This window comes from Mesorhizobium sanjuanii, from assembly GCF_002529485.1.
GTDB lineage: Bacteria > Pseudomonadota > Alphaproteobacteria > Rhizobiales > Rhizobiaceae > Mesorhizobium > Mesorhizobium sanjuanii.
This window is the reverse complement of the sequence record NZ_NWQG01000063.1, coordinates 48,521-74,379: the sequence shown is the minus strand read 5'-3', so window position 1 is coordinate 74,379 and position 25,859 is coordinate 48,521. Positions and strand designations below refer to the sequence as shown.

The 25,859-nt window shown below is 63.5% G+C and carries 24 protein-coding genes and 1 tRNA gene; 10 read left to right on the top strand and 15 right to left on the bottom strand.

Features of this window, described 5'->3' with window-relative positions; genetic code table 11:
• Positions 1–132: 132 nt before the first annotated feature.
• Complete coding sequence (locus CN311_RS12120; RefSeq protein ID WP_097573948.1) at positions 133–864, top strand: TetR/AcrR family transcriptional regulator; 732 nt, start codon at positions 133–135, stop codon at positions 862–864.
• Between the two features lie 12 nt (positions 865–876).
• Here CN311_RS12120 and yihA read toward each other — a convergent pair whose 3' ends face one another.
• The 3 genes from yihA to CN311_RS12105 all read right to left on the bottom strand — a co-directional run bounded on the left by yihA (position 877) and on the right by CN311_RS12105 (position 2,623).
• Complete coding sequence (gene yihA, locus CN311_RS12115; RefSeq protein ID WP_097573947.1) at positions 877–1,551, bottom strand: ribosome biogenesis GTP-binding protein YihA/YsxC; 675 nt, start codon at positions 1,549–1,551, stop codon at positions 877–879.
• Entirely contained in the window at positions 1,548–2,186 is a 639-nt protein-coding gene (locus tag CN311_RS12110) for a CatB-related O-acetyltransferase (RefSeq protein ID WP_097573946.1), read from the bottom strand. The genes yihA and CN311_RS12110 overlap by 4 nt, the downstream gene beginning before the upstream one ends.
• A 122-nt stretch (positions 2,187–2,308) precedes the next feature.
• Complete coding sequence (locus tag CN311_RS12105) at positions 2,309–2,623, bottom strand: hypothetical protein (RefSeq protein WP_097573959.1); 315 nt, start codon at positions 2,621–2,623, stop codon at positions 2,309–2,311.
• Between CN311_RS12105 and CN311_RS33390 the strand changes: the two genes are divergently transcribed.
• Genes CN311_RS33390 through CN311_RS12090 form a run of 3 tightly spaced genes read left to right on the top strand, consistent with a single transcriptional unit; the run spans position 2,604 to position 5,804 of the window.
• Complete coding sequence (locus CN311_RS33390; protein WP_245440809.1) at positions 2,604–2,981, top strand: hypothetical protein; 378 nt, start codon at positions 2,604–2,606, stop codon at positions 2,979–2,981. The genes CN311_RS12105 and CN311_RS33390 overlap by 20 nt on opposite strands.
• Positions 2,974–4,260 (top strand): HlyD family secretion protein, encoded by a 1,287-nt coding sequence (locus CN311_RS12095; RefSeq protein WP_097573944.1) that lies wholly within the window; start codon positions 2,974–2,976, stop codon positions 4,258–4,260. Before CN311_RS33390 ends, CN311_RS12095 begins: the two co-directional genes overlap by 8 nt.
• Positions 4,257–5,804, top strand: coding sequence for a DHA2 family efflux MFS transporter permease subunit (locus CN311_RS12090; protein WP_097573943.1), 1,548 nt, complete (start codon positions 4,257–4,259; stop codon positions 5,802–5,804). The genes CN311_RS12095 and CN311_RS12090 overlap by 4 nt, the downstream gene beginning before the upstream one ends.
• Before the next feature lie 326 nt (positions 5,805–6,130).
• Here CN311_RS12090 and yidC read toward each other — a convergent pair whose 3' ends face one another.
• The 3 genes from yidC to rpmH are packed head-to-tail and all read right to left on the bottom strand — an operon-like array spanning position 6,131 to position 8,464.
• A complete protein-coding gene (gene yidC / locus CN311_RS12085; RefSeq protein WP_097573942.1) occupies positions 6,131–7,945 on the bottom strand; it encodes a membrane protein insertase YidC in 1,815 nt (604 codons plus the stop codon).
• A 14-nt stretch (positions 7,946–7,959) separates the two neighbouring features.
• Positions 7,960–8,313, bottom strand: coding sequence for a ribonuclease P protein component (gene rnpA, locus CN311_RS12080; RefSeq protein WP_097573941.1), 354 nt, complete (start codon positions 8,311–8,313; stop codon positions 7,960–7,962).
• Between the two features lie 16 nt (positions 8,314–8,329).
• Positions 8,330–8,464: a 50S ribosomal protein L34 gene (gene rpmH / locus CN311_RS12075; RefSeq protein ID WP_008833937.1), complete on the bottom strand. Its 135-nt coding sequence runs from the start codon at positions 8,462–8,464 to the stop codon at positions 8,330–8,332.
• Between the two features lie 280 nt (positions 8,465–8,744).
• Between rpmH and CN311_RS12065 the strand changes: the two genes are divergently transcribed.
• From CN311_RS12065 to CN311_RS12055, 3 genes are all read left to right on the top strand, one after another.
• Complete coding sequence (locus CN311_RS12065; protein WP_097573939.1) at positions 8,745–10,259, top strand: sensor histidine kinase; 1,515 nt, start codon at positions 8,745–8,747, stop codon at positions 10,257–10,259.
• Positions 10,260–10,497: 238 nt separating this feature from the next.
• Positions 10,498–10,574: transfer RNA gene (locus tag CN311_RS12060), tRNA-Arg, on the top strand.
• Between the two features lie 717 nt (positions 10,575–11,291).
• Positions 11,292–11,459 (top strand): hypothetical protein, encoded by a 168-nt coding sequence (locus CN311_RS12055; RefSeq protein ID WP_245440808.1) that lies wholly within the window; start codon positions 11,292–11,294, stop codon positions 11,457–11,459.
• Between the two features lie 143 nt (positions 11,460–11,602).
• On the opposite strand, the gene CN311_RS12050 is transcribed toward CN311_RS12055, so the two are convergent.
• Entirely contained in the window at positions 11,603–12,703 is a 1,101-nt protein-coding gene (locus CN311_RS12050; RefSeq protein ID WP_165779673.1) for a LacI family DNA-binding transcriptional regulator, read from the bottom strand.
• A 590-nt stretch (positions 12,704–13,293) separates the two neighbouring features.
• Here CN311_RS12050 and CN311_RS12045 point away from each other — a divergent pair.
• The 3 genes from CN311_RS12045 to CN311_RS12035 all read left to right on the top strand — a co-directional run bounded on the left by CN311_RS12045 (position 13,294) and on the right by CN311_RS12035 (position 17,072).
• Positions 13,294–14,256 carry a sugar-binding protein gene (locus tag CN311_RS12045; protein ID WP_097573937.1) on the top strand — a complete coding sequence of 321 codons (963 nt, stop codon included), beginning with the start codon at positions 13,294–13,296 and terminating at the stop codon, positions 14,254–14,256.
• A 203-nt stretch (positions 14,257–14,459) separates the two neighbouring features.
• Positions 14,460–16,004 carry a sugar ABC transporter ATP-binding protein gene (locus CN311_RS12040; RefSeq protein WP_097573957.1) on the top strand — a complete coding sequence of 515 codons (1,545 nt, stop codon included), beginning with the start codon at positions 14,460–14,462 and terminating at the stop codon, positions 16,002–16,004.
• 72 nt (positions 16,005–16,076) lie between these two features.
• Entirely contained in the window at positions 16,077–17,072 is a 996-nt protein-coding gene (locus CN311_RS12035) for an ABC transporter permease (protein ID WP_097573936.1), read from the top strand.
• A 159-nt stretch (positions 17,073–17,231) separates the two neighbouring features.
• Here the strand turns inward: CN311_RS12035 and phnN are convergent, their stop codons facing one another.
• The 8 genes from phnN to CN311_RS11995 form a co-directional block, all read right to left on the bottom strand.
• On the bottom strand, positions 17,232–17,861 hold the full coding sequence (phnN, locus tag CN311_RS12030; RefSeq protein ID WP_165779672.1) for a phosphonate metabolism protein/1,5-bisphosphokinase (PRPP-forming) PhnN: 630 nt from the start codon (positions 17,859–17,861) through the stop codon (positions 17,232–17,234).
• Positions 17,858–18,997, bottom strand: coding sequence for an alpha-D-ribose 1-methylphosphonate 5-triphosphate diphosphatase (locus tag CN311_RS12025; RefSeq protein ID WP_097573934.1), 1,140 nt, complete (start codon positions 18,995–18,997; stop codon positions 17,858–17,860). Before CN311_RS12025 ends, phnN begins: the two co-directional genes overlap by 4 nt.
• Before the next feature lie 16 nt (positions 18,998–19,013).
• The gene (locus CN311_RS12020) at positions 19,014–19,721 is read right to left on the bottom strand and encodes a DUF1045 domain-containing protein (RefSeq protein WP_097573933.1); all 708 of its coding nucleotides are present in this window, start codon (positions 19,719–19,721) and stop codon (positions 19,014–19,016) included.
• 152 nt (positions 19,722–19,873) lie between these two features.
• Entirely contained in the window at positions 19,874–20,686 is an 813-nt protein-coding gene (gene iolB / locus CN311_RS12015; protein ID WP_097573932.1) for a 5-deoxy-glucuronate isomerase, read from the bottom strand.
• 4 nt (positions 20,687–20,690) lie between these two features.
• The gene (locus tag CN311_RS12010; protein WP_097573931.1) at positions 20,691–20,909 is read right to left on the bottom strand and encodes a hypothetical protein; all 219 of its coding nucleotides are present in this window, start codon (positions 20,907–20,909) and stop codon (positions 20,691–20,693) included.
• A gap of 137 nt (positions 20,910–21,046) precedes the next feature.
• Complete coding sequence (gene iolE / locus CN311_RS12005) at positions 21,047–21,970, bottom strand: myo-inosose-2 dehydratase (protein ID WP_097573930.1); 924 nt, start codon at positions 21,968–21,970, stop codon at positions 21,047–21,049.
• A gap of 42 nt (positions 21,971–22,012) precedes the next feature.
• Positions 22,013–23,857, bottom strand: a complete 1,845-nt coding sequence (gene iolD / locus CN311_RS12000) for a 3D-(3,5/4)-trihydroxycyclohexane-1,2-dione acylhydrolase (decyclizing) (protein ID WP_097573929.1) — start codon at positions 23,855–23,857, stop codon at positions 22,013–22,015.
• 35 nt (positions 23,858–23,892) lie between these two features.
• The gene (locus tag CN311_RS11995) at positions 23,893–25,827 is read right to left on the bottom strand and encodes a bifunctional 5-dehydro-2-deoxygluconokinase/5-dehydro-2-deoxyphosphogluconate aldolase (protein ID WP_097573928.1); all 1,935 of its coding nucleotides are present in this window, start codon (positions 25,825–25,827) and stop codon (positions 23,893–23,895) included.
• Positions 25,828–25,859: the final 32 nt, after the last annotated feature.

The window sequence follows — 25,859 nt, the reverse complement described above, 5'->3', positions numbered from 1 at the left end:
AGTATATGCAGGGAAAAATCTGTTATACTGAACCGTTCGGTTCGATATGGGCGTTGACTTAGCGTCAAAACGGTCCCATATCAAGGGCAATCGAACCGATTGGTTCGAATTATTTTGCGAGGTGTGAGTTTTATGGGCGAGACACTATCCGACACGGGCAAGGACCAGTGCGACGTGCTGGACAGCCTGCGTCGTGGCCGCCCGGCGGCCGGGCAGGACCCGGTCAAACGCAGTCAGATCATCGACGGCGCCCGCCGTGTCTTCATCGACAAGGGTTTTGAGGCGGCGTCGATGAACGACATCACGCGCGAAGCCGGCGTCTCCAAAGGCACGATCTATGTCTATTTCGCCAACAAGGAAGAGTTGTTCGAGGCGCTGATCGAGGAAGAGCGCGGCACGATCTTCAAGAACATGTACGATATGCTCGACCGCGCCGACGACCTTCGCGAGACGCTGGTGAAGTTCGGCAAGGTGCTGTCCCTCAAGATCACCTCGGCCAAGGTCATCCAGGCGCAGCGCACGGTGATCGGCGCGTCCGACAGGATACCCGACATGGGCGCGCGTTTTTACGAACGCGGCCCGAAGCGCGGCCATGACAAGGTTGCGGCCTTTCTCAATGCCGCCGTCGAGCGCGGCCTGCTCGAGATCGACGATGTCGATCTTGCCGCCTATCAATTCACCGAACTGTGCCTGGCCGGTCTTTTTCGCCAGTGCATATTCGCCTACCGCACCAAGGCGCCGAGCCAGGATGAAATCGACCACATCGTCAGGTCGGGCGTCGGCATGTTCCTGAAGGCCTACGGTACAGAAAGGCTTGCCGAGGAAGAAAGCCATCAGATGATTGCGCTGGAGGCGGAGCGCTAACCTGTTTTTGCTCTATCCGCCATTGGCCGCAAGCACGATCGCCGCGCGCAGTTCTTCCAGGCCCTCGTTTCTTTCCGACGATGTCGCGAGAACGAACGGAAACGCGGCCGGCCGCTTCTTGATTTTCGCCAATGTCTCTTCGATCAATCGCGGCACGCCGGCGGCCTTGATCTTGTCGGTCTTGGTCAGCACGATCTGATAAGACACCGCCGCCTTGTCGAGCAGCGACAGCACCTCGTCGTCCTTGGCCTTGATGCCATGGCGGGCGTCGATCAGCACGTAGACCCGCTTCAGCGTCACGCGGCCCTTGAGATAGTCGAAGACCAGCTTCGTCCAGTCGTCGACCTTTTCCTTGGGCGCGCTCGCATAGCCGTAGCCCGGCATGTCGACCAGCGCCATCGGCGGCAGGTCGGCGCCTTCGCCCGAAAATCCATCCGGCACGAAATAGTTGAGTTCCTGCGTCCGTCCCGGCGTGTTGGAGGTGCGCGCCAGCCCCTTCTGGTTGACCAGCGCATTGATCAGCGATGATTTGCCGACATTCGAACGGCCGGCAAAGGCGATCTCCGGCGGCCCTTCCGGCGGCAGGAACTTCATCGACGGCACGCCGCGGATGAAGATCCACGCTTGCGTGAACAATTCGGGAGCGATCGCGGTCTTGTTGCTTGTCGTTTTGTTTGTCGCGCTCAAACCGCGGCCTCCAGGCGAGCAATATCGGCGCCTCTGATGGCGTTGAGGTTGCGGCTGATCTTGTCCACCGGCCAGTCCCACCAGGCCGCCATCAACAGCCGCCTGATCGTCTTGTCGTCGAAGCGCATTTTCACCACCTTGGCCGCATTGCCGGCGACGATCGCATAAGGCGGCACGTCGTGCGTGACCACCGATTTCGCCGCCACGATGGCGCCATGGCCGATCTTGACGCCGGGCAGGATTACCGCCTCCATGCCGATCCATACATCATTGCCGAGCACTGTGTCGCCGCGTATTTCCTTCGACCACGTCTTCGGGTCGAAACCCTGTTCCCAGCCATGGCCGAAGATGTTGAACGGGTAGGTCGAGAAGCCGGACATGGCATGGTTGGCGCCGTTCATGATGAAGCGCGCGCCCTCGGCGATGGCGCAGAATTTGCCGATGATCAGCCTGTCGCCGATGAACGGATAGTGGTGCAGCACGCATCGCTCGGCGAATTTGTCCGGCCCGTCCGGGTCGTCGTAATAGGTATAGTCGCCAATCTCGATGTTCGGCGCGTTGACCAGTCCCTTGAGGAAGCCGACGCGCGTGTGCATCGGGATCGGGTGCTTGATGTTGGGGTTGGGTCCGTCCATGTCGAGGTCCGTCGAGTGGGTTGGCAGCCGCGCAGGCGAAATCCGCGTGCGCCGTTCAAAATAGCGTGATCCGCCCTGTAGCGCCAATCACCCGATGAGCGTGCCCCTAAGGGCTTCGATGGTCACTTCGTGCCGCGGCAAATCACGATCGGATCGGACATCGCTCGGTCGAAACCACTGCCCTGGTAGACGCTGACATTCGCGGCGCCTGGCGGCAAAAGGAAGCTGCCCTCGACGATCTTCTGATCGCCGGTCGGCATGTGCAAAGCCCAGCTAAAGCTGCAGAACCGTGGCGCCGCCTTGGGTTCGACAAGGCTGCAGTTCAACTGCGCGCCGCCCAGCATCGCGGCCCCGCCACAGCTGACGGCCTCCTTGGCGACGGCCGGAAGCGCACAGCCCGACAGGACAGCCACGGTCGTGATCGCGAGCCAGTTCATCGTCATCTTTTCACCGGCCCCATGCCGGTCCTTCCTTTGCGCCACCGCCGATGTGACATTTGCTCCAGGCGGCCTAATCCATCTTGCGCACCGCGTCCAGCATGATTATGTGCATGATGATAATAAGCATGCTCACGAAAAGTTGCTAGCCGACTCCGATATCCCTGCCATGTCCTTTACACCCAACATCAGCTTCGTGCTGCACGATGCCGCGCGCCCGCTCAGCAAGCGGTCTGGGCAGCGTTCGCGCGCCTCCGACGCCCAGCAGCATCAGCTGCAAACCCTATCCCTGATCAAGTCCAATCCGCTCGAGGCTTGCGTCCAGCCAGCCGTCGACAGGGAGAAAATACATGGCTGAATCAACCTCACCAAGGAAGCCGGCCGGGGAGCCTTCCGCGGATCTGGCGAGCGACCAGATAATCCGGCTGGACAGCGAACGCGGGCAGAGGCGAGCCAACACGGTCATCGATGATGACGAGCTGGAAGCGCCGGTTGCCCTGGAGCCGGCGGTACTCGAGGCTCCGTCCCCGCAGCCGCGGCAAGCCACGGTCACCGTGGCGCCCCCCGCTCCGGTCAAGCCCAGGCGCAGCCTGACGCGGCCGATCCTTTTTGCGCTGCTCCCCGTGGCGCTGGCCGTTGGCGGCTACTACTACGTTATCGGCGGCCAGGTCATGACCACCGACAATGCCTACATCCAGGCCCAGTCGCTCGGCGTCTCCACCGATGTCTCCGGCACTGTCTCCGAGATCGACGTGCACGAGAACGAAGCGGTGAAGCAGGGCCAGGTGCTCTTCCGGCTGAAGCCGGCCTCCTTCGAAACCGCGCTCGCCGCAGCCCAGGCCCAGCTCGGCACGGTGCGCAACCAGGTGCTGACCTTGCAGGCGAGCTACCAGCAGTCGCTGGCGCAGATCGAGCAGGCCGAGGCCGACATTTCCTATTATGAGGCAGCCTTCCAGCGCCAGCAGGATCTGCTCAAGACCTCCACCGCCTCCAAGGCAAGTTTCGACAGTGCCCAGCACGACCTTGTCGCCGCCCGCCAAAAGGTGTCCGTCGCCAAGGCCCAGGCTCAGGCGACGCTTGCCCAGCTCGGCGGCGACGCCAACCAGCCCGTGGACAGGAACCCCTTCTACCTCCAAGCCCAGTCGGCCGTGGACGACGCCCAGCGCAACCTCGGCGATTCCGTCGTCAAGGCGCCGTTCGACGGCATTGTCACCAATGTCGACGCGCTCCAGGTCGGCAAGTATTTGCCGGCGTCGCAGCCGGCGTTCAGCCTGGTTTCGGCGACCGATCTCTGGATCGCGGCGGAGCCGAAGGAAACCGAGCTGACCTATGTGCGGCCGGGACAGCCGGCGACCATCAGCGTCGACACCTATCCGGGCGCCGTCTGGCACGGCACGGTCGCCAGCATCAGCCCAGCTTCGTCGTCGAGCTTCTCGCTGCTGCCCGCGCAGAACACCACCGGCAACTGGGTCAAGGTCGTGCAGCGCATTCCCATACGCGTGACCGTCGACGATCCTCAGGGCAAGCCGCCGCTCAGAGCCGGAATGAGCGTCGTCGTCGGCATCGACACCGGCCATGCGCGCGGCCTGCCGGACTTCGTCACCAACCTCATCGGCAGGTTCGAGCAGAAGTCATGACCAGCGCGTCGGCGACGGATGGCGCATCGGTGGTCGCCAATCGCGGCGCCATCACCGCTTGTGTCATCCTGGCCGTCATCATGCAGGCGCTGGACACGACCATCGCCAACGTGGCGCTTCCCTATATCCAGGGCAGCGTGTCGGCGAGCGCCGACCAGATCAACTGGGTGCTCACCTCCTACATCGTCGCGGCCGCCGTCATGACGCCGCCTTCCGGCTACCTTGCCAATCGTTTCGGCCGCAAGCGCATTCTTTTGACCTCGATCACCGGCTTCGTCGTCGCGTCCGTGCTTTGCGGGTTCGCGCAGTCGCTGCCGCAGATCGTTGGCTTTCGGCTGCTGCAGGGCCTGTTCGGCGCGGCTCTGGTGCCGCTCTCGCAAAGCATCCTGCTCGACATCTACAGCGTCGAAGAGCGCGGCTCGGCCATGGCGCTGTTCGGCGTCTCCGTCATGGTCGGACCGGTGCTCGGACCGGTCATAGGCGGCTGGCTGACCGAAAATGTCAGTTGGCGCTGGGTCTTCTACATCAACGTCCCGATCGGCATGCTGGCCTTCGCCGGCGTGTCGATGTTCGTCCAGGAAACCAAGACGGACCTCAAGGCAAGGCTCGACTGGCTGGGATTTGGCATGCTCAGCATCACCATCGCGGCCCTGCAGATGTTTCTCGATCGCGGCGAGCAGCTCAACTGGTTCTCGTCATCCGAGATCATCGTCGAGGCGCTGATCTGCGCCTCGGCCTTCTACATCTTCCTCGTCCACACCTTCACGGCCCGCAATACGTTCGTTAATCCCCGGCTTTTCCTCGACAGGAATTTCGCGGTCGGGATGGTCTTCATTTTCATCATCGGCATCACCTATCTGGCTTCACTGGCCCTGATGACGCCCTATCTGCAGACGCTGATGGGATATCCGGTGGTGACGGCCGGCATCGTCATGGGGCCGCGCGGCCTTGGCACCATGGCTTGCATGTTTTTGGTCGGCAGGCTGGTCGGCAAGGTGGATACGCGCTGGCTGCTGCTGACCGGCCTGCTGGTCACCGCCTGGGCGATGTATGACATGACCGGCTGGACCCCGGACGTATCGCAATGGACGATCATCAGCACCGGCTTCATCCAGGGCGCGGGGCTCGGCTTCCTGTTCGTTCCGCTCACCACCATCACCTTCGCCACGCTGGCGCCGGAGCGGCGCGCGGAAGGAACCGGGCTCTACAATCTGTCGCGAAACATCGGCTCCAGCGTCGGCATATCGGTCGTCACTGCGCTTTTGACGCAGAACGTGCAGATCAACCATGCAAACATCGCCACTTATGTGACGCCCTACAATCAGGCGTTCAGCAACCCGGCTATCTCCGAGGCAATGAACCCTTATAGCGCTGCCGGCCGCGCAGCGCTCGACGGCGCGGTCACGCTGCAGGCGACGATCATCAGCTATATGGACGACTTCAAGCTGATGATGATCCTGTCGCTCGCCGCCATCCCGCTGGTTCTGCTGCTGCGCAAGCCTGCGACGCCCGCCAAGGTCGATCACAGCGCGGTTGTGGAATAACGCTCGCCGGCGCGCTCCAGTCGCCGCCGCGCAAGGCCTCGGAACCTCAACCTGAGAAACCGGGGTCCCGCGCGAAGGATGACGGGACCCCGGTCGCCGGTACGGCCTCCCAAACACCGGCGCCAGCGCGCCGGAAGCCGTCACCGTGATATGGCGCTGGAGCAGCAACGCAGCGTCGCAAGCCAAAGTTTCGCCGCCGGCGAAATGTGATCGCCGACAATAAAAATCCCGGACGTGAACTGACCCCCGAAGGTTGGTGTCCAACTTTACGGGGTCAGCTCACCGAGCCGGGGTTTCGCAAATTCGATATGGGATCGGGGCGCCCGCTATTCCGCGGGCGAGGGTTTCTTGCGGAACATCGCCACCAGGTTGTCCCACAACTCGATCTTGGCGCCCTGGCGCTTCATGATCACGCCCTGCTGGATGATCGAAAGTGTGTTGTTCCAGGCCCAGTAGATGACCAGTCCGGCGGGGAAGCCCGCCATCATGAAGGTGAAGATGACCGGCATCCAGGTGAAGATCGCGGCTTGCGTCGGGTCCGGCGGCGTCGGGTTCATGCGCATCTGCAGGAACATCGTCACGCCCATGACCAGCGGCCAGACGCCGACCATCAGCATGTGCGGCAGGGTGATTGGAATGAGGCCGAACAGGTTGAAGATCGAGGTCGGATCCGGCGCTGCCAGATCCTGGATCCAGCCGAAGAACGGCGCATGCCGCATCTCGATGGTGATGTAGAGCACCTTGTAGAGCGCGAAGAAGACCGGGATCTGCAACGCCACCGGCCAGCAGCCGGCGATCGGATTGATCTTCTCGGTCTTGTAGAGCTCCATCATCGCCTGCTGCTGCTTCATCTTGTCGTCCGCGTATTTCTCGCGGATTTCGAGCATCTTGGGCTGCACCTTCTTCATATTCGCCATCGATGCGTAGGACTTGTTGGCGAGCGGGAAGAAGAGGGCCTTAACGATGACGGTGGTGGCGAGAATCGCCAGGCCGAAATTGCCGAAGAACTTGTAGAGCGTGTCGATCAGCCAGAACATTGGCTTGGTGATGAAGTGGAACCAGCCCCAGTCGATCAACAGGTCGAACCGCTTGATGTGGCGATCCTCGGCATAGGCATTGATCTTGCCGACTTCCTTGGCGCCGGCGAAGACCTCGGTCTCGACGGTCGCCGACTGGCCGGCGTCGATATTGATCGGGTCGGTCAGGAAGTCGGACTGATAGCGGTGCCGGCCATCCTCGAAATAGGCATAGCGCGGCTGGAACGGCTGCTTCTCGGTCGGCACCAGCGTCACCGCCCAGTATTTGTCGGTGATGCCCAGCCAGCCGTCGGTCGACTTGCCTGGCTTGAATTCCCTGTCCTTTTCGATGGACGCGTATTTGTGTTCCTGCAGGCCTTCCTCGCCGGTGAAGCCGATCAGGCCTTCGAACAGCACATAGATGCTGGCAACGGACGGCTTGTCGAAACGGGTGACGCGGCCATAGTTGAACAACGAGACAGCGGCGGCGCCTGAATTCTGCACCGTATCTGAAACCGTGAACATATAGTCGTTGTCGACCGAGAAGGTGCGCTTGAAGGTCAGGCCCTTGTCGTTCGAATAGGTCAGCGTCACCGGGCTGGACGGCGTCAGTGTCGCATTGCCGTCGACGGTCCACACCGTGTCCGAACCTGGCACCGCTCCGGTCTTGTCATTGCCGACGAAGCCGATCTCGGCAAAATAGCCATTGGGCAGCGCCGACGGATTGAGCAGTTCGATCTCGGGCGAGTTCTTGTCGACCGTCTCCGTGTAGTGCTTGAGCTTTATGTCGTCGAGACGCGCGCCGGTAAGGTTGATCGAGCCTTCCAGGCTTGGCGTGTCGATCTTGACGCGGCTGGTCGCCGCCAGCGCCTGATCGCGGCCGGCCGCTGTCACCACTTCGCCGCCGGGCGCGTTGGGAATGGCGCCTTGCGGCGGCGCCGGCGTTCCCGCGCCGCCGGGATTGGCGCCTTCGGCCGCCTTCTTCTGCTCCGCCACCCGCTGCTCCTCGATGCGGGCCGCCTCGCGCTGGGCTTCGACGCGCGGGTTCATGTAGAACACCTGCCACAGCGTCAGGATCAGCACCGACAGCGCGATGGTGATGAAGAAGTTCCGGTTGTTTTCCATCGAAAGCCCTTGGCCTATCGTGTTCCGCGCAATCGGCGGGAGAGTTCGGCCTTCAACTGGCCGAACGGAATGGCAAGCACGTCTTCGCGCCCGACGATGACATAGTCATTGCCAGGCGCCATGTCATCTGCCGCATGCGTGCGCACGGCTTCCCTGAGCCGCCGCCTTATGCGGTTGCGCACCACGGCGTTGCCGACCTTTTTGGTGACGGTATAGCCGACGCGCGGCGACAGTTCGTCGCCGCGGTCGAGAACCTCGACGAGAAAAAGCCGCCCGCGGCGCTTTTCACCACGCCGGACGGCCAGGAATTCCGCGCGTTTCAGAAGCCGCTTGGGATTTGGTCCCACTGGCTTGCCGGTGGCGGGCAACGATCTCGTCTTCCGTTCAGGCGCTGAGCCGCTTGCGGCCGCGATTGCGGCGGGCTGCGACGACGCCGCGACCACCCTTGGTGGCCATGCGGGCACGGAAACCGTGCCGGCGCTTGCGGACGAGTTTGGACGGTTGGTAGGTACGCTTCATTTGTTTTAATACCGCGGGGTGCGGCCCTTCTTGATTCTGTCACTTTGTAACAGGAGCTATGCCGGGCCGGTTTTGGCGCGATCGAAACCGCGCCGGGACGAATGGCCCGAGCGTGAGCGGGCTTATAGAAAGAAGGATTTTGGAAGTCAATCCGGTGCCGTCAGGCCGACGGTCGAAGTCTTGACGCTCCGGTGCGATGTTTCGACGAAGGATGAATTTGGCAAGAAAGCCGTAATCGCCTAATCTCGGCTGATCAAGTGATCGTGAAGACAAGAGCAGCATGAGTGAAGTTCCCGCCACGGATGAAAGGGTCGATCCGGCGAAGACGGCCGCCGGGACGGCGCCGCGCTTCGTGCCCCCCCGTACGGTGCCCTTGTCGCGTGGCCTGTCGACAAAGCTGCTGCTGCTCACCATCGTCTTCGTGCTCCTGGCCGAAGTGCTCATTTTTCTGCCCTGGATCGCCAGCTACCGGGTGAGTTGGCTGAAGGAGAGGCTGGGCACCGCTGCCGCCGTGTCGATCGTGCTGGTGCAGGGCGACCCCGCCTCGCTGTCGCGCGCCGCCCAGAACGATGTGCTGATGGCGATCGGCGCCAAGGCGATCGCCGTGCGCGACGGCGGCGTCTCGCGGCTTCTGGTCGTGGCCGAGATGCCGCCGCATGTCGACGAGCATATCGATATCGCCAATGTCGGCATGCTCAGCGGTATGACCGGCGCCCTCGACACGCTGTTTTTCGGCGGCAACCGCATGCTGCGCGTGTTCGGGCCGGTGGGCGAGAGCGACAAGGAGTTCGAGCTGATCATGCCCGATCGCAGCCTGCGCAAGGCCATGCTGATCTATTCGCGCAACGTCGCCTTCGTCTCCCTGCTGATCTCGCTGTTCACCGCCATGCTGGTCTATGCCGCCATCGACCTGATCATGATCGGCCCGATCCGCACGATGACGCGCTCGATGCTGTCCTTCTCCGAGGCGCCGGACGATCCCGGCCGGATCATTCGCCCCGCCGAGCGCTCCGACGAGATCGGTGTCGCCGAGCGCGAGCTTTCGCAGATGCAGGAGCGGCTGCAAAAGATGCTCTCCGAGCAGAAGCACCTTGCCGACCTTGGCCTCGCCGTGTCGAAGATCAATCACGACATGCGCAACATCCTGGCCTCGGCGCAACTGATATCCGACCGGCTGCGCCAGGTCAGGGACCCGACGGTGCAGGCCTTCGCGCCGAAACTGCTGCGCGCGCTCGATCGTGCCGTGTCCTATTCGGAAGGCGTGCTCGCCTATGGCCGCACGCAGGAGCCGCCGCCTTCGCGCCGCCGCATCAGGCTGCGCCAACTCGTCGAGGACGTGCAGGGCCTGCTCGACATCGAAGAGGGCATCGAATTCGTCAACGCCGTCGAGCTCGCCTTCGAGGTCGACGCCGATTCCGACCAGCTTTTTCGCGTGCTCACCAATCTGTGCCGCAACGCCGTGCAGGCGATGGCGGCGGACCAGGAGAGCGCGCTGGTGCGCCGGCTGGCGGTGTCGGCCGAGCGCCTGGGCAGCGTCAGCCGCATCATCGTCACCGATACCGGCCCCGGACTGCCGCCGAAGGCGCGCGAAAACCTGTTCGCCGCCTTCCGCGGCTCGGCTCGCAGCGGCGGCACCGGCCTTGGCCTGGCCATCGCCCACGAATTGATCCGCGCCCATGGCGGCACGGTGGAGCTCGTCGAAAGCGTTGGCGGCCGCACCACCTTCGCAGTCACCATTCCCGACCAGCCGGTCCGCCTCGACCAGGCCCGCAGCGGCCTGCGCCGCCCCGCCTGATCCCCAGCATTCCCTGATCCGGACCAATTCCGGGAAAGTGTGTAACGGTTTTCCTGGGGAAAGCGCGCAGCGCTTTCCCCAGGCAATTGCGCCGAACAAGGAATCGGCCGAGGCGCCAACAGCAAAACTTTTGCCGGATCGGCTTGCTTTTCGGAAATTCAGTCGCTAGGGAACACTCCACATTCGCGGCCGGTCGTCAAGGATCGGATCGCGGGCTATGCAAAGCATGGCCTGTTGCGCGCCCGTAGCTCAGCTGGATAGAGCACCAGACTACGAATCTGGGGGTCAGGAGTTCGAATCTCTTCGGGCGCGCCATTTTCCGCCGAATGCCGCCGTCTTCTCCGCCTGATGCGATGATGATTCTAGCCTGCCAGCCTGATGCTGCTCACTTGACCTGTTCAATTTGTGGAGCGGACTCAGTTGGCGGAGCTGGCGTGCAATCTTGCCCGGTGCATTCTTCGACAGGATCATCTGCCGGTGGGAGGCAGTTTTGCCCCTCGCAATGAACTGGCGGCTGCTCTTTCGTGGTTTCGCTGTCCTGTGGAACAGGCTGGTCCTCGGCGCGAACGGACCCTGCCAGGCCGATCATGGCCGTGCACAGGAGCGCAATCCGAAGGAAATTCATTTTCGCCTCCGCGGCTGACAGCAGGCGGCATCCTACACTTTGGAACTGCGTCCGGCATCCTGTCACCCGCAAACGGCGTTAACAGCGCGTTTCGGCGGGCCGACCGGCTTCGGATGCGCCGGCCCGCGCCGCCGGCGGAACAGTTCGTCAACTCGAGGTAAGCGCGGAGCTCCGCCATCCTTCATTTGAATGCTTCGCCGATATTAGCATTAACGCATACATCTTCGCCAGCCGGAGCCCCCCGCAAAGCCCCTCCGGTAAGGCCCGGCTCCATCCCGTTTGACAGGAGCCGGGCCGCTGCTTCGCCCTTGGGCCACAAGCCGTGGAACGAGTGTTTGTCTTTCGCGACCACATCATGAAATAGGGGGAAGGCTCTGAGACCTGAAGATCGCGCGACGTGCAAAAGGGTGATCGACCAGGTAACCGCTGACGCCAAATGGTACAGCACCTCCATCGATGGCGAGGTTCTGGCCTCGACCACGCTGACCCTCTTCCAAGCCGGGGTCATCAACGAAACGAATTTGCTGGCACATGTTCGCGCACGTCGCCACGACTTCACGAAGCCGGCCGGCTAGCTCTACGCGCCCGTCATTGGCGCCGCGTCCGCCCTTGACACTTCGCGATTTACTGCGCCGGCCAAGGCCGGCTGGCCGCAGCGCTGGCCGGCCTCCGAGAAAATTGACAGGCCGCCCTATTGTCAGACCAAGTGAATGCGCGGTCATCCCGCCACGGCGCCAACCGAGTCCCGTTCGACCAGCGGGCATTCGAGCTTGGTGATGGGATATCGCCCTCGGCCGGGCGGCGCGGGGATCTCGAGCTGTTCGATCGCCCATTGCCCCATCGCCATATGCGGCAGGATCGATGTCGTCAAAGGCGGGAACAGATGGCGGGCGATCTCCTCGTCGTCGTAACCGACGACCGAGATATCCCCGGGGATGTGCAGGCCGGCTTCCTTCAGCGCCTCATAGCAGCCGATGGCGGTGCGGTCGTTCTGGCAGAAGATGGCGGTCGGCCGGTCCTTCAGCGCCAGCAGCTTGACGGTCGCCGCATAGCCGGCACTTGCCGACCAGTCGCCTTCGACCACCAGCTCCGGGTCGAACGGGATGTCGGCGGTGGCCAGCGCCCGGCGGTAGCCCTTCAGCCGGTCTTGCGCCGCCTGCATCCAGGGCTCGCCGGTGATGGTGGCGATGCGCCGGTGGCCATGGCCGATCAGGTGCCGGGTCGAGCTCTGCCCGGCGGCGATCTCGCTCGGCACCACGGCGGGGAAGGCATAGTCCGACGTATAGCAGTTCAGCAGGATGACCGGGATGTCGAGGCCGTAGAGATAGTCGGGGGCCGATATCTCGCGGGTGAAGATGGTCATGTAGATCAGCGCCGAAATCCCCCGCTTGGTCAGCGCCGCGATGGCGCGGGGTTCCATGACGGCATCGCCCATCGTCTGCGCAACCAGGAGCACGTTGCCGGCGTTCCATGAAGCCTGGCGCGCTCCCTCGATGGCGACCACCGCCTCGGGGCTGGTGGCCAATTGGTCGACGGCGAAACCGATAACCCCGTCCAGTCCTTCGAACGGCGCGACGGGGGCACGCAGCACGGAAAAGGCGGACGGCGCATAGCCGAGAGCCCGCGCGGCCTCGATCACCCGCTCGCGGGTCTGCTGCGACAGCCTGATGCCCGGCGTGTTGTTGAGCACGAAGGAGACCGTCGCCTGCGAGCAGCCGGCGGCCCTGGCGATGTCGGTCATGGTGACGCGGCCCTTCGGGTTCTTGCCCGCCGGCTTGCGGCGCCTGGTGGCTTCGAGGGCATCCGTCGGTTCGCTCATGGCAGCATGGTTCCCAGTCCCGGCCTGTTCTAAGCAAAGGCCACGCGCGGCGGCAAGATGGCTCGGCGTGGCGCATTTATGGAAAATGGCAGGCGCGTTGATTATTATTAGCAGGTGCCGCTGACCGTACGATGACCGCCGCGCGGTAACAAAGTCTGCGCGGTTTTCCTGGATTTTGCTGCGCTGCAACAGCGCAGTCGATTGCCAATGTCTCTCTCCCTACGATTCCTCTGCTCGCGACTCCTTGCGCCCGGCGGGCGATTTCAAATCGCATAACTAATAGTTATTTACTAATAGCCGCAAGCGATCTAGTGTCAATCCGCCGTGTCCGTCTCGGGTCGAGCCGGACGCTGCGAAACCACCGTGCGACGTGCCGAAGTGGCCGGAAGAAGGCCGGGGAGGGCGCCGTATAATCACGAAAATGTCAGACAAATCGGACTATTTACGAACGTCGAATGTGTGTCTAGAGTTCCGTTTGCGGCTTGGAGTGGCGACGTTCTTTCGCTGCCGCAACCCTTGAGGAGGAGGCGTCCAGGCCGCAATCGACAAATTTCAGATCAGAAATGACTGTGCCAAATGGGAGGTTGAACATGAAATCTGTAATGCGAACTGCATCCGTAGCCGCGGCGGCTCTGCTGCTCGGCCTGTCGGCGAGCGCAATCGCGCGCGCCCAGGACAAGCCGACGCTGGCCTTCGTCGTCAACGGCGCGTCCGACTTCTGGAAGGCGGCGGAAGCCGGCGTGAAGAAGGCGCAGGGCGAATTGCCCGACTATAATCTTGAGCTGAAATATCCCGAGCAATCGTCGGTCGCCATCCAGCAACGGCTGATGGACGATCTGGTCACCGCCGGCGTCAAGGGGATCATGGTGTCGGCCGTCGATCCCAAGACCTCGACCGACGGGCTGAACAAGATCGCCTCGGAAACGGCGCTGTTCACCACCGACAGCGACGCCCCGCAGACCAAGCGCGTCGCCTATATCGGCTCGTCCAACGTCGATGCCGGCAAGCAGGCGGCCGAGATCGCCAAGAAGGCGATGCCTGATGGCGGCAAGTGCCTCGGCTTCGTCGGCCTGCTTGGCGCCGACAACGCCAAGGAGCGCATCGAAGGCATGAAGGAGGGGCTCGCCGGCACCAAGATCGAACTGGTCGACGTGCGCGGCGACGATATCGACCAGGCCCGCGCCAAGAAGAATGTCGAGGACGCGCTGGTCGCCAGCCCCGACGTGACCTGCATGGTCGGCTTCTACTCCTATAACACGCCGCGCATCTATGAAGCGCTGCGCGACGCCGGCAAGCTTGGCCAGATCACGGTCGTCGGCTTCGACGACGATCCGATCACGCTGGGCGGCGTCAAGGAAGGCACGGTGGCTGCCACCGTCGTCCAGCAGCCCTTCGAATGGGCCTATCAGGGCATGAAGCTGATGGCCGCCTATCTCAAGGGCGACAAGTCGGGCATTCCGGCCGACGGGCTGATCATCATCCCGACCAAGATCATCGGCAAGGACGATGTCGACGCCTACGCCGCCGACCTGGCGAAGATGGCGGGAAAATAATCGGCGTTGGCGCTGCCCCTCATCCGCCTGCCGGCACCTTCTCCCCGTGAAGAACGGGGAGAAGGGACAAGCTCCGGCGCTGGCGATCCCCCTCTCCCCGTTCTTCACGGGGAGAGGGTAAGGGTGAGGGGCAGCGCGACGCTGTTATTGACGGGCCTCGCGAGGCCCGTCAGTCTGTGGCCAAACGGCTGCTGTCAGGCGTGATGAATTATTCCGACACATCCATCGTTGCATCGACGACCGCTCCGTTCCTGAGCCTGGAGAGCGTGCGCAAGACCTATCCGGGCGTGGTCGCGCTGGACGGGTTCTCGATGGAAGTCAGGCCAGGCGAGATCATCGGCCTGGTCGGCGAAAACGGCGCCGGCAAATCGACGCTGATGAAGATACTCGGTGGCGTGACCAGGCCGGACAGCGGCACCATCACGGTCGACGGCGTCGCGCATGACGGGCTGACCGTCGAAGGCAGCCTCGGTTCCGGCATAGCCTTCGTCCACCAGGAACTCAATCTGTTCGAGAACCTCGACGTCGCCGCCAATATCTTCTTCGGTCGCGAGCCGTTGCGCGGTGGTCCGCTCAAGCTGGTCGATCGCGCCAGACTGCGCACGCAGGTGGCGCCCTTGCTCAAGCGCGTCGGCGCCAATTTCTCGGCCGACACGCCGGTATCGGCCCTGTCGCTTGCCCAACAACAGATGGTCGAGATCGCCAAGGCGCTGTCGATCGAGGCGCGGCTGGTCATCCTCGACGAGCCGACCTCCAGCCTGCCGCTCGCCGAGACCGACAAGCTGCTCGATGTCATCAAGGCGCTGAAGACCGAGGGCATCAGCGTCATCTTCATCTCGCACCGCCTGCACGAGGTCGAGCGGGTCGCCGACCGCGTCGTCGTCCTGAGGGACGGCATGTTGGCCGGTACCTTGCCGAAAAGCGCCATCAATCACGACCAGATGGTCAAGCTGATGATCGGGCGCATGCTGAAGGAGCGCGAGAAGGCCTCTGAAGCGGCGCGCGCGTCCGGCTCCGTCGCGCTGTCGGCCAAGGCCGTGCGCACCGGCGCCTATCCCGACCGGCCCGTCGATCTCGACGTCAGGCATGGCGAAATCCTTGGCCTCGCCGGCCTGGTCGGCTCCGGCCGGACCGAGCTGGCGCGCGTCTTGTTCGGCATCGACGAGCGCTTCGGCGGCAGCATTACGCTGGACGGACAGGAGCTGGCGCTGAAATCGGCCGCCGACGCCGTGGCCCATGGCATCTTCCTCGTCCCCGAGGATCGCAAGCTGACCGGCGTCCTGCTCGACCTGTCGATCGCCCAGAACATTTCGCTCCCCAATCTGCCGGCGCATGCAAGACATCAGCTGGTCTCGGCCAGTGCCGAGGCCGCCACCGCCGAGAAGCAGAAGAACAATCTCGGCATCAAGGCGCCCTCGGTCGCGACACGCACCGGCACGCTGTCGGGCGGCAACCAGCAAAAGGTCGTGCTCGCCAAATGGCTGGCGATGAACCCCAAGGTCATGATCCTCGACGAGCCGACGCGCGGCATCGACATCGGCGCCAAGGCCGAGATCTACGGGCTGATGCGAGCGCTGGCCGACGCCGGCGTCGCCGTGCTGATGATCTCCAGCGACATGGAGGAGGTGATCGGCGTCTCGGACCGCATCGCCGTCATGCATGAGGGCCAGATCTCGGGCATTCTCGACAAGGACGACTTCAGCCAGGAAAATGTGCTGCTGCTGGCCGTGGGCAAGAAGCCGAGATAGGTTTTTGGTTTTGCCGCAGGTTTCGCAAAACCGCGGAACACTTTGCGGAACCTGCTTAGGGGAGGGATAACGATGAGCAAAAAAGATCTCGGTCTGTTGATCCTGATCCTGGTGGTGGGAGCGGTGGTGGCGATCATCAACCCGCGCTTCCTCTTGCCGATCAACCTTGCCAACACCTCGAACCTGATCGGCCTGTTCGGCATACTGTCGATCGGCCAGGCCTTCGTCATCATCACCGGCGGCATCGAATTGTCGGTGGGATCGGTGGTCGCGCTGCTCGGCACGCTGTTCATCGACTTCATCGCCGTGCGCGAGATGGAGTGGCCGCTGGCCTTCGTGCTCATCATCGTGCTCGGCGCCATCATCGGCTTGGCGCATGGCTGGCTGATCACCCGCCTGAAATTGCAGCCTTTCGTCGTCACGCTCTGCGGCCTGTTGATCTATCGCGGCGTGGCGCGCTTCTACACCGGCGACGGCACCGCCGGTTTCGCCTTCGGGCAGAATTTCCCCGATCTGGAATTCCTGACCGCCGGTCGCAGCTACGGCGTGCCGAACTCCTTCATCGCGCTTATCGTCATTTCCATCGTCATGTGGGTGGTGCTGCATCGCTCGGTGTTCGGGCGCTATCTCTATGCCATCGGCAAGAACGAGGAGGCGGCGAAATATTCCGGCATCCGTACCGGCCGCGTCGTCATCGCGGCCTATGTCATCTGCGGCGTGCTGACGGCCCTGTCGGCGATCTATTTCGCCATGTACACGCGCTCGATCTCGCCGGCCAGCCATGGCCAGTTCTATGAACTCTACGCAATTGCCGCCGCCGTGCTCGGCGGCTTTTCGCTGCGCGGCGGCGAAGGCTCGCTGATCGGCGTCCTCCTTGGCACGGTGCTGCTGCAGGAGCTGCAGAACCTCGTCAATCTGCTCGGCATCCCCTCCTCGCTCAACTTCGCGGTGATGGGCGGGGTGATCCTGATCGGCGTGCTGGTCGACCAGCAATGGGGTGTGTTCCGCGAGCGCCGCCTGATGCTCGACGCCACCCGCAAGGGCGCCGCCGGAGCGCCGGCAGAATGAGTGTTCCGACAGCTATAGGATATGTTGAGATACAGGTCAGGCCGAGCCGAAAATGGTGGTTTCCGAGAACCGGAGCGGAGCGTACTTTTTGGTACGTGAGCACCGGAAGCACAGGAAACCGCCGTTTGCAGGCCGGCATCACCTGAACATCGACATATCCTAAATCATGCCCGATATGTCCGAAAAGGCCATCGCCTTGCGCAGCACCTCGGCGAAGCGCTCGCCTGCGGCCTCGCGTGGACCGCCATTGTCGATCGAGGTGACGCCGGGCCCGGACAAGGCGACATTGGCGCTGCGCGAAAGCCGCGCCAGCACTTCTCCGCGCGACTCGCGGCCGCGCATGGCCAGCCGCTCGGCCAGGATTTCCGGCGACGCGGTGATCTCGACGACCGCCAGGTTGGCGTAGCGTTCGCGCAGCTTCGGGATGATCGCGCGGGACACATTCGCCACAGCAACGCGCCCGTTGGCGACCGAACTGTCGACTTCCGCCGGAATGCCATAGCGCAGGCCATGCGCTTCCCAGGAAATGGCGAAGGCGCCGTCGGCTTCGGCCTCGGCAAAGGCCGCGTCGGCCAGCGTGTCGTGCTCCTCGCTCGCGGCGTCGCTCGGCCGGGTGATGACGCGGCGCACGAACTCCAACCGGCTTTCCTCGGCAAACAGGGCGCGGGCATAGCCGATCACCGTGTCCTTGCCGGCGCCGCTCGGCCCGACGACGGCGACGAAGACGCCCTCGCGGATCGGAAACGCCGCGGCCGACAATTCGCGCTCGATCAACGCCGACACCATCATGCGACGCGCCGGCCCTGCCGCCAGACGGTGCGCACGACAGGCACATGGTCATCGACGCGTACGCGAACGAGGTCGGCGCGCCGGTCCTGCTCGATCACGCCGCGATCGCTGAGGCCGACCGCCTCGGCCGGGTTCTTCGACACCATCGCCACTGCCTGCGGCAGTGAAATGCCTTCGACCACATCGCCGAGGAAGAAGGCCGACTGGATCAGGCTGAAGGGAATGTAATCGGACGACAATATGTCGAGCAGCCCGTCGCCGGCCAGCGTGCGGGCCGAGACATTGCCCGAATGCGAGGCGCCGCGCATGACGTTCGGCGCACCCATCAGCACGCCAAGCCCGGCCTGCTTGGAGGCCCTTGCCGCTTCCTCGGTGGTCGGGAATTCGGCGACGCGCACGCCTTGCTCGATCGCCTCATCGACATGGCCTGTCGTGGCGTCGTCATGGCTGGCCAGCACGATGCCGCGCTCATGGCAGGAGGCGGCGATGAAGACGCGGTTCGGGCCGGAGTTCATCGCCGATTCCGCCATCCGCTTCTCGCAGAATTTCTGGAAGTCGCTGTCCGTCAGCTTCAGCTTGCGCTGGTAGTAATAGGCGTAGGTGTCGAGATCGACGAACTGGCGCTGGCCCGGCGCATGATCCATCAAAGATGCCATCCTGACCCTTTCGTCGCGCTCGAAATTGGCGAAGGCCCTCAGGCAATCCGGCGCCGAAACCTCGCAGCGCAGATGGATGAAATGGTCGGCTCTGAGCCGGTCCTGTGCGACGCTGTCCTCGATCGCGTCGGCCAGCTTGCGGATGTCGTCTGCGTTCAGGTCGGCATCCTCGTCCATGCCGACGCGAAGGGCGTCGAGCACCGTGGTGATGCCGGCGGTCGCCACCTGCGCATCGTGGGCGAGCACGGCGGCGATCGGGTTCCAGCGCACTTTCGGCCGCGGCGCGTAATGGCCTTCCAGATGGTCGGTGTGCAGTTCGACCAGTCCCGGAATGATGTAGTCGCCACCCATATCCTCGCCTGAGCGGGCGGCGCCCGGATCTATGGCGGCGATCAGGCCGTCGCGCAGCACCAGCGAGCCCTCGACGATCTCGTCGGCAAGCACGATGCGGGCGTTGGTAAGAACGGTCTCGGCGGTCATTTCAGGCAGTCCTATCTCAAGCAGTTTTTCTGGCCGGGCGACGCCCGAGCGCGTGGTGGGAAAGCACCATGAACGGGGCGCCGGGTTCGGTTTCGACAAACAGCGTCAACGCGTCCACCGGCACCGGCCGCAGCAGGACCTCGGCAAACAGGCTCTCGATTGCTGCGCGAAGACGAAGGCTTTCCTGTGGCCCGGCGCGGCCAGACAGCGTCATGTGGAAGCGAAACGTCTCGAAGACATAGGGGTAGCCCCACTGGCAGAGGTTGCGGAACTCGTCCGGCTTCAGCGAATCGGGGCTGCGCCGTTCGATTTCGGTCTCGGTCAGCGGTGCGCGAAAGCGGTCGAAGGCGAGCACGACATCGCCGGCGAAGCGATTGAGCGCCGGCAGCGGCGCTTCCGGCACCAGCGCGAAGAAGCCGTCGATCTGGCTGACGACAAGGCGAGGGATCATCACCACGGGCGTTGCTTCGGCAAAGCTGTCGAGTGCGGCGCGTAGCGAGGTTTCCGTCTCGCTCGCAGCCAGCCGGAAAGGCGCCTTCAGCGTCGCGTGAAAACCGTAGCGGCGTGCCGAAGCGGTGTGAAATGCGACTTCCGCCGCCGACAAATCGCCCACCGCCTCGACCGGCCGGGTCGCGGCGCCGAAAGGGTCACGACCGAGCCAGTTGGCGGCGATTCGCGCCAGCTTCTCGTCCTGCCTTGGGGTGAAATAGATCGCGTAGCGCATCGAAAATCCTCGTCAGCACCGCTGCCATAGGCGATTTGCATGACGAATTGACGAAGCTTTGCGGCATTTTCGATGGCAAACCGACCGGGTCGGATCATTAGCCGACGTTTTTTTCGTTCTGGACCAATCAATGCAGTGGTGGGAACGATCGATCAGGCCTTCATCAGCCATTCGTGCTCCGGCGCGTTGTGGAATTTCCACGTCCGCTTCGGCCCGGCCATGACGTTGAGATAATAGAGGTCATAGCCGTGGCAGGCGGCACAGGGATGGTAGCCCTCAGGCACCAGCACGACATCGCCATCCTCGATCGCCATCGCCTCGTCCAGCGCGCGAGCGCCATTCTTGTCGGCATCGGTATAGACGCGCTGGAAGGCAAAGCCCTGCGGCGGGTTGAGCCGGTGGTAGTAGGTCTCCTCAAGATAGGATTCATCAGGCAGATTGTCCCGGTCATGCTTGTGCGGCGGATAGCTCGACGTATGACCGCCCGGGGTAATGACCTCGACGACCAGCAGCGAGTCGGCCGGCTTGCCCTCCGGCAGGATGTTGGTGACGAAGCGCGTGTTGGTGCCCTTGCCGCGCACTTCCTGGCCAAGATCGTCCGGCGCGATGACACGGACAGGCAGGCCGCCGCCAAGTCCTGGCCCCGAGCAGACGGCCAGTTCAAGATCGGTGTCGGCGGTTACCGACCAGTCCGAACCCTGCGGCACGTAGACCGACCACGGCTTGCCTTCGAAGGGGGACATGCGCTGGCCGAGCAGGCCGAGATCCTTGCCGCCAGCGCTGGCCTGGCCCTTGCCGGTGACGAACACCAGGCAGACTTCGCGGTCGACGGTTTGCCCGGACGCCGTCTCGCCGGGCTTCAGTCGATGCAGGTCGAAACCGACATAGGTCCAGCCGGCGCTTTTTGGCGTGACATGGGCGACACGGCCATGGCCCTTGTTGGCCTTTACCAGCAGTTTCGACATCGGGTCATTCCTTCGGGTCGGCTTCAGCCGGAGGCTTGTCCTCGTCCGCCGGCTTGTAGAGGTAGAAGAACTGCCAGACGGCGTAGCCGGCAAAGCCGAGCGCGATCACGCCCCAGAATGGCGTGCCGGAGGCGAATTCGATCACCGCCCAGATCAGGCAGACCGCGACGATGGCGACGCGCCGCCACAAAGGCCGAAAGAATGGGTGCTCTGAATCCTTCATCGGATCAACCTACAGCAAGCCTGCTTCACCGAGAACCACCGCAATCAGGCATTAGAGCGACGTGCGTCCATTTGGACGCACAAAGTACGCTCTAACATCTTGAAGCAATACGTCGGCTGGAAAATCGATTCCGATTTTCAGGCCGACGTATTGGGGAAGCCCTGTGTTTCGACCGTGTAGCCTGCGGCCGTCATCACCCGCATCAATTCCTTGTAGCCGACTTCAGCCATCCTGAGCGGTGGATTCTTCTTCGGGTCCTGCTCGGCCTCGACCACGAACCAGCCTTCGTAGCCATGATCCGCCAACCTTTGCACGATGGCGCCGAAATCCAGCGAGCCGTCGCCCGGCACGGTGAAGGCGCCCAGCGACACCGCGTCGAGGAAGGATTGCCTGGTGCGGTCGAGCCCGTCGATCACGCCCATGCGCACATCCTTGACATGGACATGGTTGATGCGCCGGTGGTGATTGTCGATGGCGCGCAGCACATCGCCGCCGGCAAAGGCCAGGTGGCCGGCATCGAGCAGCAACGGAATGCCTTCGCCCGAATGGCGCATGAAGGCATCGAGCTCCGGCTCGGTCTCGACCACTGCCGCCATGTGATGGTGGTAGGAGAGCGGCATGCCTTGCTCGGCGCACCACTCGCCGAATTCGGTCAGGCGCCGGGCATAGGCCTTCATCTCGTCACTGGTGAGTTTCGGCTTGGTGGCCAGCGGCTTCGAACGGTCGCCCTGGATCGAGCGGCCAACCTCGCCATAGACGATACAAGGCGCGTTGACCGCCTTGAACAGATCGATCATCGGCTGGATGCGATCCTTGTTCCTGGCCATCTCCTCATCGACCAGCGTGCCGGAGAACCAGCCGCCGCAAAGTGTGACGTCGGCCTCCCTCAGAATCGGCAGCATGACTTTGGGATCGTTGGGGAAGCGGCGGCCCATCTCCATGCCGGTGAAGCCCGCCGAGCGCGATTGGCGCAGACATTCCTCCAACGACACGTCGTCGCTCAATTCCGCAAGGTCGTCGTTCCACCACGCGATGGGGGACATGCCCAGTTTGGCTTTCAAGTCGGCACTCCAATGTCTAGTCGTTGCAGGACGGACCTGAGCTCAACCCTGCCGGTCGCCCAAGGCTTCCTCGTATTTCTTGCGCGCGGCGTTGACCTGCGGCCGCACCGAGACTTCCGGCACGGCGACATCCCACCAATGGCCGCCGGCATCGGTCGACACCAGCGGGTCGGTGTCGATGACCAGCACCGTCGTCCTGCTGTTGTCTTTCGCCTTTGCCAGCGCCGTTTCCAGCCCGGCGATCGACGGCACTTTCTCGGCGATGGCGCCAAGGCTTGCCGCATGCGCGGCAAAGTCGATATCGGGCATCACTTCGTGGCGGGCGTCCTTCAGGAGATTGTTGAAGTTGGCGCCGCCGGTCGCCATCTGCAGCCGGTTGATGCAGCCATAGCCCCTGTTGTCGAGCAGCACGATGGTGAGCTTGAGACCGAGCATCACCGACGTCGCGATCTCGGAATTGAGCATCAGATAGGAGCCGTCGCCGATCATCACGACGACCTCCTCGTCGGGCTTCGCCATCTTGACGCCGAGCCCGCCGGCTATTTCATAGCCCATGGTCGAGAAGCCGTACTCGGCATGGTAGGAGCCGGGCGCGCCCGCCTGCCAGAGCTTGTGCAACTCGCCGGGCAGCCCGCCGGCGGCATGGAGCAAGATCACGCCTGAACCCATGGCGCGCTGCACGGCGCCGATCACCTGCGCGTCCGAGGGATAGGCGGCATTGATCGAGGCCGTCACCTTGCCGGCGTCGGCCTGCCATGCCGTCTTGCCCTTCATCGCATTGTCGGTCCACGCGGCGGGCGCCTTCCAGCCCTTCAGCGCCGCGCCGAGTTCGGCGAGCCCTTCGGCCGCGTCGGCGACCATCGGCAGCGCCCAGTGCTTGCCGGCGTCGAAGACCTGGGCGTTGAGGCCGATGATGGTCTTGCCGGAATTCTTGAACAGCGCCCAGGAGCCGGTGGTGAAATCCTGCAGCCTGGTGCCGACGGCAAGCACCAAGTCGGCCTCCTCCGCCAGCCGGTTGGCTGCCGAGGTGCCGGTGACGCCGACCGCCGCCATGTTGAGCGGATGATCGTCCGGCAGCGAGGATTTGCCGCCTTGCGTCTCGCAGACCGGAATGCCGGCGCCTTGCACGAGCTTGGCCAGTTCGCCGGAAGCCTGCGAATAGAGCACGCCGCCGCCGGCGATCACCAATGGCTTTTTCGCGCCCTTCAGCGCCGCCACCGCGGCGGCCAATTCGCCACGGTCCGGGCGCGGCCGGCGCTGATGCCAGACCCGTTCGGCAAAGAAGCTTTCGGGATACTCATAGGCCTCGGCCTGCACGTCCTGGCAAAGCGACAGCGTCACCGGGCCGCACTCCGCAGGATCGGTCAGCACCTGCATGGCGCGGTTGAGGGCAGGCATAATCTGCTCCGGCCTGGTGATGCGGTCGAAATAGCGCGACACCGGCCTGAAGCAGTCATTGACCGTCGCCGTGCCGTCGGAAAAATCCTCGGCTTGCTGCAGCACCGGATCGGGCAAGCGGTTGGCAAAGACGTCACCGGGTAGAAACAGGACGGGCAACCTGTTTACATGCGCAAGTGCCGCCGCCGTCACCATGTTGAGCGCACCGGGGCCGATCGAACTGGTCGCCGCCATGAAGCGGCGGCGGAAATTGGCCTTGGCATAGGCGATCGCCGCATGCGCCATCGCCTGCTCATTATGGGCGCGGAAGGTCGGCAGTTCTTCGCGGACCTGGTAGAGCGCCTCGCCGATGCCGGCGACATTGCCATGGCCGAAAATCGCCCAGACACCGCCGAAGATCGGCATCCTCTTGCCGTCGATCTCGGTCATCTGGCGGGACAGGAAACGGGTCAGCGCCTGCGCCATCGTCAGGCGGATTGTCTTGGTCATGCTGTTTTCCTCCGCAGTCCTTATGCCGCGCCTTCTTATGCTGCTTTGCGGCCACGCGCGGCAAGCCAGGCGTCGGTCAGTTTCTCGAAGCGAAACGCCATGTCGGCCACCGCTTCATCATCGGACATCCTGCCGGCAAGCCATTGTTCGGCGGCGTTGATGAAAATGGTGCGACCAACGGCAAAACCCCGGACAATGGGCGCCTTGGCGGTGGCGGCAAAGGCCGCTTCCAGCTCGTCCTGCGGCGCCTCCAGCCCGAGCAGCACGACGCCGCGGCACCATGGGTCGTGCTTCAGGATCACCGCTTCGATCCTGGCCCAGGCGTTTGCCGAGGCCTGCGGTTCGAGCTTCCACCAGTCGGGCTTGATGCCGAGCCCATAGAGTTCCTCCAGCGCGCGCGGGATTGTCGTGTCGTCGAGCTTGCCATGCTTGCCGGCGATGATTTCGATGAGAAGTTCTCTACCCACCTTCCGCGCGGCCTCGAACAGCGAGCGCAGCTTCTGTTGCTGCTCTTCCTTCAGCGCCGGCGGGTCGTCGGGATGATAGAAGCACAGGCATTTGATGCAATGGTCGACCGGCCATTCGGTGAGTTGCGAGCCGATGTCCTGAGAGAATTCGAAGCGCAGCGGCCGCGATCCCGGCAGTTCTACCGGCCGGCCAAGCCAGGCAAAGGAATGGCGGGCGAATTCGAACATCGCGTCGCGGCCGTATTTCTCGTCGAGCAGCATGCCATAGCCGGCACGGCCGGCGGCGACCTTTGCCGCTGCCTTGACCGTCAGCACCTTGAAGGCGGGGATGCGCGAGGCATCGGCGCCGGCCTTGGCGGCGACGTCCTCGAGCTGCACGCGGTGGTCGCAGGCCAGCGCCATCAGTGCAGGAATGTCGCGCCGGCGCGTCGTCGCCCAATGGATATGGTTGATCGCCTCGTCCTTGCGCAGCGCCAGATGCTTGCTGCCGTTTTTCAGGAAGAACTGCAGTTCCTCGAAGGTCGGATATTCCGGCGCGCAGAGCAGCCGCGACACGGCAAAGGCGCCGCAGGCATTGGCCCAGGTCGCCGCCGTGGCAAGGCTTTCGCCACCGAGCCAGCCGCGCAGAAAGCCCGACATGAAGGCATCGCCGGCGCCGAGCACATTGTAAACCTCGATCGGAAAGCCCTTGCCGACAACGCCGTCCTCGAGATCGTCGCTGATCGGCCCGTCATAGACGATGCAGCCCATGGCACCGCGCTTCAGCACAATGGTCGCCGATGACATCGAGCGGATGGTCTTCAGCGCGCTCAGGCAATCGTCGGCGCCCGAAGCGATCATGATCTCCTCTTCGGTGCCGACGATGAGGTCGCAGTCGGGCAGCACCGTCTTCAGTTGCGCCGAGACCCGGTCCGATTTGACATAGCGCTCGAACCCTTCGGCGTGGCCGGCGAGCCCCCACAGGTTGGGGCGGTAGTCGATGTCGAACACCACCTTGCCACCCCTGGCCTTCATGATGCGGATCGCCTTGCGCTGCGCAGCATCGCTGTTGGGGCGGGAGAAATGCGTCCCGGTGACGACAATGGCACGCGCCGAGGCGATGAACGCCTCGTCGATATCGTCCTCCGAAAGCGCCATGTCGGCGCAGTCGGTGCGATAGAAGATCATCGGCGAGACGCCTTCTTCCTCGACCGACAACAGCACCAGCGCGGTCAGCCGGTCGGGATCGGTCTTGAGGCCATCGACGGATACACCTTCGCGCTTCAGCTGCTCGCGGATGAAGCGGCCCATCTGCTCGTCGCCGACGCGGGTGAGCAGCGCCGAGCGCAGGCCGAGCCGCGCTGTCCCGACCGAAATGTTGGCCGGACAGCCGCCGACCGACTTGGCAAAGGAGGTGATGTCCTCCAGGCGCGAGCCGATCTGCTGGCCATAGAGGTCGACCGAGGCGCGGCCGATGGTGATAATGTCGAGCGGCGCATGTTTCGCGTCCACAGCTTCGCCCATTCGTACCTCCCGTCGGCCTTGTTGTCTTGCCG